Raw genomic sequence first — 15,665 nt, 5'->3', positions numbered from 1 at the left:
TTTAGAGGGAGGTACAAATGATGGGCATTTTTGATATTTTCAAGAAGAAGCCGGAGCCGGAGCCAAGGCCGCTGTTTTATGATATTGTGTGCCCTTACTGTTTCAGTAAGTTCACGCCGAAGGAGGTTGTCTTCCGGGCTGCCCACGACCGTGAGGACGACGAGGATTATGCGCTTGGGGAAGACGACGAGCTGAATCGTTACCGCGAACGCTTTGGGCTGGATTCGGTCTATGATATTGAGGCTATCATCCGGCCAAGCGACATACCGGAGGAGCATCACATTTATTCGGATCATGTGCTGGTTGGATTGAACGACCGCTACGGTGTCGTCACACGCAGACGCTTATGCCCGAAATGCCATAATGAGCTGCCTGTGACCGCAGGGAAGGTACCGAGCAACATTATCTCGATTATCGGTGCATCCCAAGTGGGCAAGTCGGTGTATATGACTTCGCTGATCCATACATTGCAGCATACGACGGCGGATCACTTCGATGCGGCCTGTATGCCGCTGAATGCGGAGATCAGCCGCAAGTTCCGCACCGGATATGAGGAACCGTTGTTTGAACGTGGAGATTTGCTGGCGTCTACTCAGAAGGAGAAGATGCAGGAGCCTTTTATATTTCAATTCGTGTTCAAGGATGAATCGAAGCCGCCGTTAACGCTTGTATTTTTTGACGTGGCGGGTGAAGGCATGGTGGACGAGGACTACCTGGGACTTCATGGGCAGCATATCAAGAACTCCGCGGGCATTCTGTTTATGGTCGATCCGCTCCAGATTCGCTCCATTCGGGAGAAAATCCGTTTGAAGTTCGGCGATCAGCCAGGCGAATGGGTATCCCAGTACGATGAACCTCGCGATGTTGTCCTCACCATGTTCGGTGATTTCATTGCTTATGAGGACAAGGGCAAAACGGATATTCCGACAGCTGTCGTCCTAACCAAGAGCGATATGCTTCATGCGCTCAAGGATGAGGATGGCGAATATGTGAAGCTGAACAGCAACATATTCAACAATATGGTTCACCGCAAGCATTTGAACATGACCGAGTTTGAAAATATCGATGGCGAGATTCGCCGCTTTATCGAGAAGGTCGACCGTCCGTTCAAGGGCACAATGGATGTATATTTTTCGAATACAGCGTATTTTGCCGTGTCTGCCTTAGGCAGCAACCCTGTGGATCAGAAGCTGCAGAGCGTGGTCAGCCCGATCCGGGTGGACGAACCGTTCATCTGGCTTCTGTACAAGCTGAAGTATATTGAGGGGAGGGATGATTAGTGCCGGATTTCCCTTCCCGAAACATACAGCAGCAAATGTACACGAGGGAACGGCGGGGCGTGTTTCGCTCGGCTGAAGGATTTGATACGGTTGCGCGCTCGTCAGGATTGGAACCTTCCTATATCAAAAAGGTGCTGCATCCCTTTTGTCAGTATGAAGCTCCGGCAGAGCTTACGGCACGCAGCGAGAAGGACGCCGAGGCTTATCCTGCCGCTCTTCATCTGTTCCATACGGAAACAGGGGAGACGGTGCTGGGGCGCAGTGTGTTTCAGCCAGCGGATTTCACGGGACTACGCAGCGCTTTTTTTACGCACCATTATGTGATTCCTGACGGATTTCTGGAAGATGAGCATTCCGCTTACCGGACTTGGCTTCAGGCCTCTTTTGCCAATCATTACGATATTGAAGAGGGGATAGAGCTGCCGGAGTTATCTGCCATGCCGATTCAGGCTCGCCCGCAAGTTCCCGTCTCGCCTGACCAAACCCCGGCCTTACTGCAGGAACTGGGCATTGACGAGAAGATATTCAAGCAACTGCTCTATGCATCGATAACCGCAGCTGCGGGTAAGAAAAAGGTGTATATCGTACTGGATGTACCGGTGGAACAGTTGTCCGCGAAGGCGGAGCAGCTGCTCTTTGTGTTGTTTGGCCGACTGCCTTACGCGCTGCGCCGGGTGCTTGGGTTCGTAACGTATGCCAAGGAACCCTACAGCAAGAAGGGACTTCATCTCATGTTCGTGGAGAAGGGCGGCCTGCGCCTGAATGACCGCAACATTGAGAAGGACTATTTATTTGAGCTTGCTGCCGGAAGGGTCATTAATGCGGATTTGAAATGGTCCGAGCAGCCTTATCTTGATTTTGCATGGGATACAGTGCTGGATCTGGCCCGATCTGAACGTTTTTTTGCCTTCGCGGAGCAGATGCTCTCGGATATGGAGCCGTCCCGTCAGATTTCTCTGGATAGCTACGACGATTTATGCGTGCTGTTCCAGATCGAAGAGGGCCGTGAAGATCTGTATAACGACCATAAGTTTGCTGTGCTTCGTGCCTTGCTGCTCTATCTGGAGCCAGCCGGGGCTCTGGGTTTAAAGAAACGGCTGGATGATCTGTTCCTTGCCCTGTTTGCCCATGAGTTTGAGCTTGTGAAGGGAGGACAGGTTCCCGATCCGGCGATTGCCGGGTCCGTGAAGGACTATCACAGCATCAACCCTAGACAGCACAATGACATGATTGTGGAATATTTTATTCGCTCATTAAATAATGCCTTGTCGAAGCAGCGTCAGGATGTGACCCAGGCGATTTATGGCTTGCTGGAGGGCAGTCCGGCTCTAAGCCGTGCCTTCTATGCCAGAGTACTGACCAGCCCGGGGCTGCCTGCGCTGATGTTCGATCCTTATATGAAAGCCAGTATGAAACAGAGGGCAACGCCAACGGATCTGGTTGATCTGATCAGTCTATGGGTGAGGAACCATCCCCTTCTGCTGGAACAGGAGAATTATGTTAGGCTGGCTGAAGCCCAGCTCATCGATAAATTACAGCATGATGCAGATCCTGTAAGAGCGGTCAACGCCGTGCTGGATCAATTGGATTCCCTGGAGCATCACGAAGAGCGGGGGATCGCTCGTTACCAAGGCGGGACCGCATTTGCAGACCGAATGATTTATGCAGCCAACCTCTTTCTCTTGCGAGAATTGGAGCCTGAGCAATTGAACCGGAAGCAGCTTCTGGACATTGGATTTCTGCAAATGCCGAAGGAATTCAAAGGGTGGGTAGAACGTTTTGATTCCCGAATACGCTCCAAAGCGGCTGTCATGCTGGCGCTGTACCAGTGGTGCAGCAGAACCGAAGTTAAAGCGGAGGTGCTTGCCGATCTTTCAACCGAGGAGCGGGAGCGCACCCAGCATATTATGCGGAGGTGGCTGCAGCAGGATGTGGCGCCATCCCATTTTGAAAGCATCACCTTGGCCTTCTGCACGGAGATTCATTCCGGCGCTATTGACTACCGTGGCCTGCTGGATTATGTACATAAGTACAGCAAGAGTCCTGAAGTGGTCTACCAGTATATTCAATGGTCTGCGAAGCAGCCGGTATTCGTTAAGCCACGGGGTCTCGTGCCGGCCTATGCTGCCGCGATCGTCCAGTACTTCAAGACCCATGACCGCGAAGCATTCAAGAATAAGGAGTACGTGAAGACTTATTTTAGTAACCCTGACCCTGTTCTTAAAGGGGTCTATACGAAGGTTAGGGCCGAGCTGGCTTCGCCATTCATGAGATTTATCCGAAGCCATCCGAGGTTCGTAAAAATAGCTTCAGCTGCACTTGTCCTCATCTTGGCCGGCGGTATCTTTCTCATGGTGCAAAACGGGAAGGACCCTGCGGATCCGAATTCAGTTGTTACGCCTCCAGTTACCGTGCCTCCTGTCTCGCAGGATACGGTTCCGGAGCAGCCGCTGTTGACGGCGTCCGTAGTGGAAGAAGGTGAGCAGAAGGGCTTGACTGAACTGAGCTTCCATTTCAAACAGTCGGCAGCTTGCCGGGATTTCAATATGGAGAATCTCCAGGTCCTGGGTCAGGATGCAAACCTATTGTTTGAAGCGGCAAGTCCTGAACTATCACGGACGTGCACGGATGAAACAACAGGGGGAGCGGACACCGATCCAACAGGAACAGATTCTGGTTCCAGCCAGGATCAGACAGATTCGAATTCGGGGACAACAGCGGGAGACGCAGAAGGAGCAGGCTCAGATTCTTCCGAGTCGGTTGATGGTGGAGAAGAACCGGAGTCCTCAGGAACCGAAAATGACTCACAGCAGAAGCTGCCATATACAAGCAAAGTTATCGTGAAGCTGGATAAACCGCTGGATGTGTCCCTAATCGACAAGGTTGTTGTGGATGGCATATCTTATGAGCTGTCCGATGAAAGTGCGCTTTCTGAAGAGCAGACGCCTGAGAATGGAACGTCTGAAAGAAATGAGTCATCTGAGAATGAGTCTGGCAGCGGAAAATGAATATAATGAGGGCGAAGGAGCATACAGATCATCTGTGTGCTCCTCATTTTATATATCCACGCAGCAGCCGGACTACTCCCTCAGCGGCTTCAATCGCCGCAGTCAGGGAAGAGGTCAGACGATCGGTGAGGGCAATGATATCTTCGTGCTCATCCGGCGTGTTGAGAACCTGTTCAACGTTGGGTTCCTGTGTACGTTCTGTTTTATGGAGAAGTCGCAGGACTTTAACAAAGCAACCGTGGCTTGGAACAGCTCCAAGGCTTACATTGGCGGTGAACGGGTATCTTACAATGGAGCCGTTTGTGAAGTAAAATGGTGGACCAAAGGGGAAACGCCTGGCCAAGCCGGTGTGTGGAAAAAGGTTCAGTAAAAAAAATGTGCCATCCTTATAATGGATTAGAGATGGGAGGTTAAGCGAAATGTCATATCAGAACGCACTTGAGGCTTATATTGCGGCTACGAACACACATGACTTTGATCAAGTGGCCCGGCTGCTGGATGAAGAGGCGGTTTATTGGTTTTCGGACCGGAGCTGCACGACCTTGGATGAGATCAGGTTGTATTTCGAGCAGGCGTGGGATGCCATTCGGGAGGAGGTATACCGGGCGGAGGATGTGGAATGGATTGCGAGTGATGTCCATTCGGCGGTGTGTATCTACACCTACCACTTCGAGGGTTATCATCAGGGGACATTTATGTCCGGGAGCGGCAGAGCCACCAATGTGTTTATTCGAGATGTCGAGGGATCATGGAAATTAAAGCATGAGCATTTAAGTTCGATGAAGTAGATCGAAGATTATTATGGTTTGCTTACATAGGGAAGTGAATAGACAAAAGAGCCCCTGGAGGGCTCTTTTTCAGCTCATACGTCTGCTTTGATTACTGGGACCGGCTCCATTCGTACAGTGGGTTTAATCGCCCCGCCCCGCTTGGAATCCTAGAAGGCTTCATTATGGCACTTCGTTGCTTTTGGGATCGGATAATTCAACGGGCTGAATATGGAACGCTTCCCCTTGAGCAGATGTAACGGCTGCTTGAGTTTTTTTTATGATGGTACTCCTTTTCTTTTTTATGCAAAACATTCGTTTAGTGGACACTAGCTGATTCTATATAGATTGAATTTATTAACAGAATATAAAATGACAAGATTTTATCCCATGTTTATGGAAATGTATCCCTTCTCAATAGAGAGGTTAGGTTCCATGATACAAATATGAATATGCATTAAATATATGAAGCTCTTTGAAGGGAGGCTGTAGCAGAGCGTTGGGATAAGAGATTGATATACTGGAATGAAGAGGGGGATATGATAAACGTTACACAATCCATCTGGAAAAAATAGTAACCGCTTTCAAAATAAGTTGAATTTCGGGCGAAATTCGAAATGGGGCAAGCCATCATGGATATAACCCGATGACACCGAGAGAACAGACATTCATGGAAATGCTGTATCCTTTGCAATCGAAATATATCGACAGAGGTGAAAACGGTGAACTCATTTATGACGAAAAAGCACCCGAAATGGGTGGTATGGTTTCTGGCTCTAATCCTTATCTTTACCCCTCTTCTCAACGCGCCTGTATCCTATGCTTCAGATGGTGCCCCTCCCTCAGACATACCGGCAGTCAGTTCCAGCGTCGATCCGTTGACGGTAACAAGCGCAACTTATGGATCTCAGGATCCGTTGGCGCCGCAGAATCTTCGTATTGAAAGTGTCTCTCATAACATGGCGGTATTTCAATGGGATTTCAAACCCGTCGAAGGTGAAAATAATATACAAGTGTGGGACGCGGATTCAGGCAACTGGCTGGCATGGGGAAACTTCTGGACTCGTGCGGTGACCGGATTGACACCTGAAACGACCTACCGAATCTATATTACTTGGGACGGCGACGTGAAAAAAGAACACAAAAGCAATGTATTGGAATTCACCACAACCAAAGATGAAGCTGAATATAAAGATGCACCGTTGACTCCTCCAAGTCATCTTAAGATTGAAGATGCAACGGAAGATACGGTTACGCTGAGTTGGGGTTCGAGTCCCGGGGCCGAAGCCTATGACATTTATATTAATGGAGCATGGAAAGGCGGCACTTGGGAAAACTCCGTTACCACGGCTACTTATGGACCTTTGGAAGCAGGAGAGACTTATACTTTTAAAGTAGGTGCACAGAGAAGTGTGAATGGAGCTTTGGAAGCATCCGCCAATAGTAATGCTGTTACCCTTAAATGGGGGGAGCTGGCTCAACCTCGAGGGTTACAAGTAGTCACTTCTACACGATCTACGGCTTCACTGGGCTGGGCACCGGTGCCCGGGGCCACAAGTTACGACATTTATCAGGATGGGGTAAAGGTTGGCTCGAGTAGCGGGAGCCGATATGTAGCTGCTGGACTGGAAGAAGGAAAGACCTATTCGTATAAGGTAGTGGGTCATAACAGCCTATGGACTTCGTCTGAAAGCGAAGCAGTGTCGGTAGTGCCTGGCAGCAATTATAACAATATTACGTACTACACTTCTTGGTCAGCTAGTACCGAAGAGCGTAATTTTCATCCTGGTGACTTGGATGTATCACAGATCACCCACATTAACTATGCCTTCGCCGATATATGCTGGAAAAAATACGGGAGCGGGCCGAGAGCCTGCGAAGACCCTAATATTCCTGCACAGGATCGATACGTCCATGACGGAGAAATTGTGATTGGAGATCCGACATTTGATTTTCAGAATTTCGCAGCTTTCGAATCCATCAAGGCATCGAACCCTCATTTGAAGCTTATGGTTTCAGTAGGAGGCTGGACTTGGTCTGATAATTTTTCTAACGTAGCCATGACGGAAGAAACACGCCGTACTTTTGCTAATTCTGCTGTGAAGTTCCTACGAGATTATAAGTTTGATGGTCTGGATGTTGACTGGGAATATCCTGTTGAAGAAGGTGAAGAGTCGAACTCCAGAGCACCGGAGGATAAAGAAAACTTCACATTATTAATGAAAACCGTTCGCGAGGCATTGGATGCTGCGGGGTCAGAAGATGGAAAATATTATCTGCTGACGATTGCTTCGGGTCAGGGAGATAACTTTACCGTTAACGCAGATTTTGCGAATTCAGTCCAGTATCTGGATTTCATTAATATTATGACTTATGACTATAGTGGCAAAGATGACCCGTTTGGTCATCATAATTCACCATTGTTCTATGATAAAGCTCTTTCAAAGTCTTCTGCTCCAAGAAATCATGTGCTTGGCGGATTGTTAGGCCATCTGAATGGCGGGGTACCACAGCATAAATTGATTGTGGGAGTACCCTACTATGGCAAGGGCTGGGATGGCTGCGGGCCACTTGGTCAGTATCAGACTTGCAATAAGGGCGGGACTGATTTGAAGTCTTGGGAAAATGCCATTTTCGATTTCAGTGATCTCGAGAACAACTACATCGACAAGAACGGGTACAAGAGATATTGGAACGAATCGGCTAAGGTGCCTTATCTGTACAATGATCAGAATAAAGTGTTCATCACCTACAACGATAAGAACACCATGAAGTATGCGGCTTCCATCGTGAAATCGTTGGATATTGCAGGCGTCATGAGCTGGGAAATAAGTGGTGATCGTAATAAAACATTAACCACCCAATTAGTCCATGACCTGCCGGTTAACGGCAAAGTCAATGCTTCAGCATTACAGGCCCCAACGAATCTTCAACGGGTCAATGCCGACTCCAGCTCCATTCAAGTCACATGGGATGCAGTGCCAGGGGCAACGGGGTACGAAGTCTATGTGAACCATGCATTGGCAGGTTCAGTCACCGAGAAGGGTTATATCATTAATGGCCTTAACGCTCTAACGAATTACAAGATTCATGTGCTTGCTGTGGATCGGGCGGGGGATGAAATTAACCGCGTATCCAGCGCTTCGAATCTACTGAGCGTTACGACTTCTGGCAACAGCACAGGCGGATCTGAGGGTTCCGGCGGATCAAGCGGATCCGGTTCTACTACGCCTTCGACGCCGCAGCCGCCTAAAGGAAAGGATGAACTGGAAGCAAAAGTTGTGCTTGAGGGAGATAAGGCGGTGGTTACCGTGCCAACGGCAGCAGCAGTTAACAGCATTAACCTTTCGGACTCTTCCAGCTTCCAGATTCATGCGGGCACGGGTGCGAAGCAGGCTGAGTTTGAGATTCCACAAGAAGTGATTGCAGCCATCGCGAAAAAAGGAGCCCAGGCCAGTCTGTCCGTTATCGTAAACGGCACAGAATATCGGATTCCGGCTTCGCTGATCTCGGTTTCCGGCCATGTGAAAGTCTCCATTGTGGCTCCCGGTGCAGCCGATGCTACGAGCGTGGCATCCCTGCTTAAGGGTAAAGAAACTCTGACTTCTCCGCTGTTGTTCAAGCTCGAGCAGCTGAACGCGGATAAAACAACTACGGAGCTGAAACATTACGGGAAATCCTATGTCAGTGAGCTGGTAACCGTGGATGCCAAAAAGATAGATACAAAGCGCGCGGGCGGAGTGGTTTATATATCAGGTACAAATGAGCTTCGATCCTCTCCAACCTTGTATAAGGTGAATGCGGACGGTACGGTTACCGTGGAGATGAGGAGGACGGGAAGCGGTATTTATGCTCTGCTTCAGCAGGATGTCCGGTTTAACGATAGGATTCCTTCTTGGGCACAGGAAGACGTGGAACAAGCGGCTGCGAAGCTGATTGTGTCTGGGGAGAGCATCAGCACGTTTGGTGCGAATAAAAACATTACCCGTGCCGAAATGATATCCATTGTAGTGAAAGGGCTGGGTATTCTTCCAGATGATGGCCTTGCTAACTTCCAGGATGTGAGCGCGAATGCCCCTTATGCCAAAGAAATTGCGGCTGCCAAGGCAGCAGGGCTGGTGAAGGGGCGTACAGGCGATATCTTTGATCCAAACAGTCTGATTACCCGTGAGGAATTGGCTGTTATCCTGAGCAGTGTACTGGAATATGCAGGCAAGAAGAATGAGGCTGGTCAAGGGCTGTTAAACAAATTCAAAGATCACTCCAAGGTGTCGTCCTATGCGAAGTTGTCCGTCGCCTTCGTAGTGGAACAGAAGATTATGCAGGGGGTATCCGCTGCCAAGCTGGATCCGCAATCCCATGTGACGAAAGCTCAAACGGTTGTAACTGTCATGAGATTGCTGCGCGTAGCGGAGTTATCGAACTAATAAACATGACGGAATCAAATTAAATGGATGCCTTTCAGGCGGTTTGACGCTGCCTGGAGGCATCTTTTTTTCGATTCATGGGTACAGCTTACAGTCGGCTGAAACGCTGCTGCGTATGGTTCAGAAAACGAACCCGTGCTTCGGAAAAACTTCTTCGGTGGGCAACATTTTCGGATGCCTTTCCGCCATAGGGATGATCAAACACAATAACGGCTCTCATAAATGACCTCTCTTCTCAGGAATATTGTTTCCGCGATTATAAATATGTTTCTAGGGAACGATATAATATATCCATGCCCATTAAGTCAATATTGTTTCCAAGGAAACTTTAATTAGTTCCAGGATCTTGTTATACTAAATAGGACGATAGCCGAGCGTAAGGAGATACGGATATGGAAATAGACCGGAATTCTGCTTCTTCTTCGGAACGAACCTCTCGGAAGGATCAATGGATCCTTGAATTAAAGCAGAAGGTTTCCGTGCTGCAGAAGAAATTCCAGGCCGAGGATGACGAAGAGAGACAGTGGATGATACAACGCTGCAATCAGCCGGAGCTAATCGAGTTGCTGAGGGAAATGACCGTCACGATGCTGCACGTGGTGGATGCGGTAGGCAGATTGGAGCCTGTTAACGGGATCACGATTTCCAAACAGTTCGGGATTCCGAAGGGCAGCGTCTCCAAAATAACCAAAAGATTGGTTGATAAACAGATTCTCCATATGGAGAATCTGCCGGATAACAAAAAGGAAATCATATTTACGCTGACTCCTGCCGGAAGAGAGATCTTCAAGCTGCATGGTGCGCTGCACGAGCAAATGGATCTCGGAATCAGCCTTTTCTTGCGAAGATACAGCGAGGATGAACTGCGATTTTTGAATCGCAGTATGCAGGATACGATCGATGCATCTTGGGTTAACTTTGAAGACAGCGAGGTGCCGAGCCTGATTCAAGGGGAAGCTGGCGAACTGTGCCTCCCCGAAGACCAACACAAGACTGAGGGGGTTCCGCTATCGGTTTTCGGAAGTGAAACGGAGGAGATCGAGAGGATCCTGAGCATGCTCCGCAGGCTGGATTCCCCCAGCTTGAAGAGAGCGGAGGCCATTTTGACGGATGTGTTTTTCACTGAATTCGACGAATAATGGTTTGAACATAGCAAGTGAAGAGAAATGTTGTACTGCTGCCCGTGTTAAGATGAGTCTATCAAATAAAATGAGGTGATCCCGAGATGGCGTTGAAATGCGATAATATTTTTGTGAACCTGCCTGTAAAGGACCTGGAGAAAACGAAGGAATTCTTCTCGAAAATCGGTTTTGAATTTAACGCGCAATTTACGGATAAGAACGCAGCCTGCCTGGTAATCGGCGACAATATTTTTGCGATGCTGCTCACCGAGGATTATTTCAAAACTTTCACGAAGAAAGATTTGTCCAATGCGGCCAATACAACGGAAGTTATTCTGGCATTGTCGGCAGACAGTCGTGAGCAGGTAGACGAAATCGTGAATCATGCACTCGCTGCAGGGGGATCGCCTTCCAATGACCCGGTGGATCATGGATTTATGTATGGATGGAGCTTCCAGGATCCAGATGGTCATCTGTGGGAAGTCATGTACATGGATCCGGGTCACGTAGAATAAAAGTGATTCACATTAAAAGCACAAACCGTAATGAAGCATAGAAACCATAAAATGAAGCGGCGGAAGACTCCAAGTGTTATGGGGAAACTGCCGCTTTACTTTTATTTGGAAATCCATTATATTTGTATGTGCAAACAATAAATGGTTGATCATCGTGATGAACTTAGCGAAAGAGGTAGCCATGATGCTGAATACGTATATCAAAGAATGCCTGTACTTTACAGCCAATCGTCTTAGCCGGGTGATTACGAAGATGGCAGAAGACGAGTTTGCCGCAAGTGGATTATCACCAACGTATGCTTATCTACTTATGGCTGTATATGAGAAGGAAGGGATCTCGCAGAAGGAATTAGGCGAAATTCTCCATCTTCAGCCTTCTACGGTTACCCGACTGATTGAGAAGCTGGCCGTCAAAGGCCTCGTGTATAATCGGGTAGAGGGAAGGATGTCGCTGATCTACACAACGGATAAAGGGAAAGCGCTCGAAGAGGTTATTCACGAATGCTGGAACCATCTGCGCAGCCGGTATGGTGCCATCTTAGGCAACGCTGAAGGCGACGAATTATCACTGCGGCTCTATGAGGTTAGCGATCAATTAGAGAATAAGGACTGAGGTCTTTATTTCCACGAATTATAATTGTATGTACAAACAAATTTAATATAAAATAATGAGCTTCACGACTGAATCTTGATTCTAACAAGGAGGTGGATCCACTTCGTCATTACGGGTTATCGGTTATCTGGAACAAACAACATATTAAAGGAGTGAATGGTTCATATGGAAAGAGTACTTGTCATTAATGCCCATCCTAGAGTTGTAAGTGCAGATTCTCTAAGCTTGCAGGTGTTGGATCATTTCATAAGCCAGTATCGCGCACATAGTCCTGAGAGCGTGCTCGAACAGATTGATTTATATCGAGAGCATGTGCCTGCCATTGATGTGAATTTGTTGAACGGGTGGGAGAAGCTTGAAACCAGGGAGCTTCTAACAGAAGATGAGGAGAAGGTGATGGGCCGGATGGCAGAAATCTTGCAGCAGTTCAAGAGGGCTACGAAATATGTGATCGCTATGCCGCTGCATAACTTTAACGTCCCTTCCAGGCTGAAGGATTATTTGGACAACATCATCATACCGCAGGAAACGTTCAGATACACCGAAAGCGGTTCCGAGGGACTCCTTACGGATGGGCGAAGCGTTGTGGTGATTCAGGGCAGTGATGGGATATATACCGAGAACGATTGGTATAGTGAGGTTGAATATTCGCATAAGTATTTGAAATCCATGTTCGAATTTCTGGGCATTACCGATTACCAGATCATCCGTGCGCAGGGGCACGCTGTTCTGGATAAAAACGATATTCTGGATACAAGCCGTTTGGCGGCTGCCGAGATTGCCGAGCGGTGGAGTGGAGAGTCAGAGGCAGGTTAACCGGTGTTGGAATAACACATCCATTGAGTTTTCAATAAAAACGTTATACCAGCCGAGGCTCTCTAACCACGGAGCTAATATGAGAAGAAGGCCCTCCAAGGTAACTTGAAGGGCCTTCTTCGTTTAATTGATTTGAGCTTCTGTTGTAACTTGCCATAATACGCCGAACTTGTCCTCCAGCACACCGAAAAGCGTTCCCCAGAACTGAATCTTCAGCGGGTCAATGACCTTGCCGCCCTCTGCCAGTCGGTCAAAGTCTTCATGTGCATCCGAATCTATTTAAAGCAGTGTACGGGTCGTCCTACAGAATAGGTGACAGCAGACGGGAGATCGACTCCTTGAACTTGACCCATCTCGAGCGTTCAAGATACTGCTTCATGGTGAGCTGGCTGGATACACGAAGATCATGGTGGAATATTCGAGTCAATCGTTTCGACAGCTGCTCATCGTACAGGAAGGCATTCACTTCGAAATTGAGCTTGAAGCTGCGAACATCAATGTTCGCCGTGCCAACGGATGAGATTTTCTCATCAATGATGATGGTTTTGGCATGAATGAACCCGTTATTGTATAGATATACGTTAGCACCCGTTCGCAGCATCTCCCCGATGTAGGACAAGGTTGCCCAGTACACAAAGGGATGATCCGGTTTATCCGGGATCATCAGGTGGACCTCTACACCGGACAGCGCCGCAATGCGAAGCGCATCAAGCAGGCTTGCATCCGGGATAAAATAGGGCGTCTGGATATAAATTGATTGTTTGGCGGACGAGATCATTTTGATATAACCGTTCTTGATGTGCTCGTATCTTGAATCGGGACCGCTGGTGACAATCTGAATGCCGACATTACCCGGTGAATTGATCTTGGGAAACAGATTGGATTCATAGGAGATGTCATTATGGTGAGAAGCCTGGTTCCAGTCCAGAATGAAACGAACCTGCATCGCGTAGACGGCTTCGCCTAAGATGCGCAGATGGGTATCACGCCAATACCCGAATTTGGAGTTCAGGCCCAAATACTCATCCCCGACATTAAAACCTCCGACATAGCCGATATTGCCATCAATGATCGCCAGCTTCCGGTGATTTCGGTAATTTAAGCGCAGATTAATGAAGCGCAGCTTGGAAGGGAAGAAGGCTTCGGCTTCACCACCAGCTTCGCGAAATGCCTTGAAGAATCCCTTGGTTAATTGACGTGAGCCGAGCCCATCGTATAGAACCCGGACTTTCACGCCTTCTTTTACCTTTTTGGTTAACAGGGTCATCAACTTCTTGCCAAGCTCATCACGACGGATAATATAGTATTGAATGTGTATGTAGACTTTGGCTTCCTCAATATCCTGAAACAGTCGTTCAAACTTCTTGCGTCCATCCGTGAAAATCTCGACGTCGTTGTCGTCCGTAAGAATAGCCTGATTTTCGTTGATGTGCATATGAATCAAATCGCTGTTATCCTTGGCGGCCTGGTTGCGAAACGGGTATTCACCGGAACTCATTCCTTCCATCTGGGACAGTAACACCTTCTCAATACCGGTTTTCTGCAGGTCATCCCAATGAAAGAGTCGGATTCTTCTTAAGTTTTGAGCGAACAGCAGGTACAGAATAAACCCGAGAATGGGTATAAAGGACAGCACCAACAGCCATGCCCAAGTCGAGCCGGCATCCCGCCGTTCCCTAAAGACCACGAACATGGAGAACACAATATTCAGAACGATGATCAGACCAAGAATAATGGAAGTAACATGCATGTTTTTAATTATCCTCCTAAACTATAGCCTTGCCCTTGCAATGCTTCATATTATACGTGAGCCGTTAGGAGAAGTATATATCCGCAGTATGGCGTGCAACCGATGTTTTTAAACGGTGGATGCGGCAGCGTCTTCATTTCATACAAGCTGTCACGGTTGCTATTTGTATCACAACTCGTTGTCATGATACGATGATTGAAAAAAGTAGGAGAAGGGGCATGCTGTTTTGCTGAAAATGAATAAGTTTTTCAAATTGTGTCTTGCCGTGATCCTGGTTCTGATCATTATTTACTTGGGATCGCTGGTGAATTTTATATTCAGACCGATTCTTTCGTTCTTCTCCATTATCCTCGTGCCTTTGATGCTATCGGGATTTTTCTATTACCTGCTCAGGCCGCTGGTTGATCTTCTGGAAAAGCGAAAGCTCAATCGCTCGCTGGCGATTCTGCTCATTTATGTCGTATTTGCCGGTATATTCACGGGATTCATTATCGGAGTGTGGCCGTCCCTGCGTGATCAAATCATTGCGCTTGTGGACAATGCGCCTGCGTTGTTTGCTGCATTAGGGGAACAGCTGCAGGAATGGGAAAATAACGGTTTGTTCAAGGAGATATTTCCGGAGGATTCTAATCCACTTACCCAATTAACCGACTATTTGAATCAAGGCTTTACGTTCCTCACGAATTACATTATGAATCTGTTCTCGATTGTATCGAACTTTGCCATTGTATTGTTTACGTTCCCGATCATGCTCTACTACATGCTGAAGGAAGGCGGGAAGTTCGGGAAGATGATTGTCAGCTTTATGCCGAACCGCTTCAAGGAAGTGGGTGCTTCGGTACTGGATGAAATCAATAGCGCACTCAAAGGGTTTATCGTGGGACGGGTGCTCGTCAATTTGGCTTTGGGCGTCTTGATGTACTTCGGCTTCCTCATTATTGGGCTGCCGTATGCCTTGCTGCTTACAGTGGTAGCGTTCTTTGCAAACTTTATTCCGTTTATCGGGGCCATTCTGTCCTCCATCCCGATCGTTATCATCGGGTTCATCCAATCCCCGGGAACGGCGATCTGGTCCCTCGTTGTCATTCTGGCCGCTCAGCAAGTTCAGGATAACCTGATTGGACCGTATATCTTTGGTAAACAGCTGGCCATTCACCCGATTACAATCATCATCCTCGTTCTGGTGGGACAGGATCTTGGCGGGATTATCGGAATTCTGATCGTGGTGCCCGTGTATATGATCATTAAAATTGTGGTTACCAGAGTGTATCAGCTGTTCTTTAAGGAAAAATGGGAAAAAGCTTGAGCTCAGAAATGAGCTGATTGTAAAAAGTGAAGCCGTTAAGAACGGGTATTCGTTCTTGACGG

General features: G+C 47.9%; 13 protein-coding genes. 10 read left to right on the top strand and 3 right to left on the bottom strand.

The window, feature by feature from the left end; translation table 11 throughout:
• Window positions 1-20 precede the first annotated feature (20 nt).
• From M2277_RS22360 to M2277_RS22340, 5 genes are all read left to right on the top strand, one after another.
• Window positions 21-1,280, top strand: a complete 1,260-nt coding sequence (locus tag M2277_RS22360) for a TRAFAC clade GTPase domain-containing protein (protein ID WP_006212852.1) — start codon at window positions 21-23, stop codon at window positions 1,278-1,280.
• Window positions 1,280-4,288: a GAP1-N2 domain-containing protein gene (locus tag M2277_RS22355; RefSeq protein WP_280755553.1), complete on the top strand. Its 3,009-nt coding sequence runs from the start codon at window positions 1,280-1,282 to the stop codon at window positions 4,286-4,288. Before M2277_RS22360 ends, M2277_RS22355 begins: the two co-directional genes overlap by 1 nt.
• A complete protein-coding gene (locus tag M2277_RS22350; RefSeq protein ID WP_280755552.1) occupies window positions 4,233-4,658 on the top strand; it encodes a carbohydrate-binding protein in 426 nt (141 codons plus the stop codon). The genes M2277_RS22355 and M2277_RS22350 overlap by 56 nt, the downstream gene beginning before the upstream one ends.
• A 49-nt stretch (window positions 4,659-4,707) precedes the next feature.
• Entirely contained in the window at window positions 4,708-5,076 is a 369-nt protein-coding gene (locus tag M2277_RS22345; protein WP_280755551.1) for a YybH family protein, read from the top strand.
• Window positions 5,077-5,789: 713 nt separating this feature from the next.
• A complete protein-coding gene (locus M2277_RS22340) occupies window positions 5,790-9,482 on the top strand; it encodes a glycosyl hydrolase family 18 protein (protein ID WP_280755550.1) in 3,693 nt (1,230 codons plus the stop codon).
• Between the two features lie 88 nt (window positions 9,483-9,570).
• Here the strand turns inward: M2277_RS22340 and M2277_RS22335 are convergent, their stop codons facing one another.
• The gene (locus M2277_RS22335; protein ID WP_255308639.1) at window positions 9,571-9,702 is read right to left on the bottom strand and encodes a hypothetical protein; all 132 of its coding nucleotides are present in this window, start codon (window positions 9,700-9,702) and stop codon (window positions 9,571-9,573) included.
• A gap of 172 nt (window positions 9,703-9,874) precedes the next feature.
• On the opposite strand from M2277_RS22335, the gene M2277_RS22330 reads away from it, so the two are divergent.
• The 4 genes from M2277_RS22330 (at window position 9,875) to M2277_RS22315 (ending at window position 12,547) form a co-directional block, all read left to right on the top strand.
• Window positions 9,875-10,621 carry a helix-turn-helix domain-containing protein gene (locus M2277_RS22330; RefSeq protein ID WP_280755549.1) on the top strand — a complete coding sequence of 249 codons (747 nt, stop codon included), beginning with the start codon at window positions 9,875-9,877 and terminating at the stop codon, window positions 10,619-10,621.
• An 86-nt stretch (window positions 10,622-10,707) separates the two neighbouring features.
• Window positions 10,708-11,118 carry a VOC family protein gene (locus M2277_RS22325; protein WP_006212842.1) on the top strand — a complete coding sequence of 137 codons (411 nt, stop codon included), beginning with the start codon at window positions 10,708-10,710 and terminating at the stop codon, window positions 11,116-11,118.
• A 184-nt stretch (window positions 11,119-11,302) separates the two neighbouring features.
• Entirely contained in the window at window positions 11,303-11,731 is a 429-nt protein-coding gene (locus M2277_RS22320; protein ID WP_040681070.1) for a MarR family winged helix-turn-helix transcriptional regulator, read from the top strand.
• 165 nt (window positions 11,732-11,896) lie between these two features.
• On the top strand, window positions 11,897-12,547 hold the full coding sequence (locus M2277_RS22315) for an FMN-dependent NADH-azoreductase (protein WP_280755548.1): 651 nt from the start codon (window positions 11,897-11,899) through the stop codon (window positions 12,545-12,547).
• 123 nt (window positions 12,548-12,670) lie between these two features.
• Here the strand turns inward: M2277_RS22315 and M2277_RS31675 are convergent, their stop codons facing one another.
• Both M2277_RS31675 and cls read right to left on the bottom strand, forming a co-directional pair.
• A complete protein-coding gene (locus M2277_RS31675) occupies window positions 12,671-12,826 on the bottom strand; it encodes a VOC family protein (protein WP_348537789.1) in 156 nt (51 codons plus the stop codon).
• 22 nt (window positions 12,827-12,848) lie between these two features.
• A complete protein-coding gene (gene cls, locus M2277_RS22310; RefSeq protein WP_280755547.1) occupies window positions 12,849-14,297 on the bottom strand; it encodes a cardiolipin synthase in 1,449 nt (482 codons plus the stop codon).
• A gap of 226 nt (window positions 14,298-14,523) precedes the next feature.
• Between cls and M2277_RS22305 the strand changes: the two genes are divergently transcribed.
• Window positions 14,524-15,603, top strand: coding sequence for an AI-2E family transporter (locus tag M2277_RS22305; protein ID WP_006212838.1), 1,080 nt, complete (start codon window positions 14,524-14,526; stop codon window positions 15,601-15,603).
• The last annotated feature ends 62 nt before the right edge of the window (window positions 15,604-15,665 follow it).

Origin of the sequence: Paenibacillus sp. LBL (genome assembly GCF_029893715.1) — a bacterium.
Classification (GTDB): domain Bacteria; phylum Bacillota; class Bacilli; order Paenibacillales; family Paenibacillaceae; genus Paenibacillus_AQ; species Paenibacillus_AQ glucanolyticus.
This window is presented reverse-complemented; position numbering and strand designations above follow the sequence as displayed.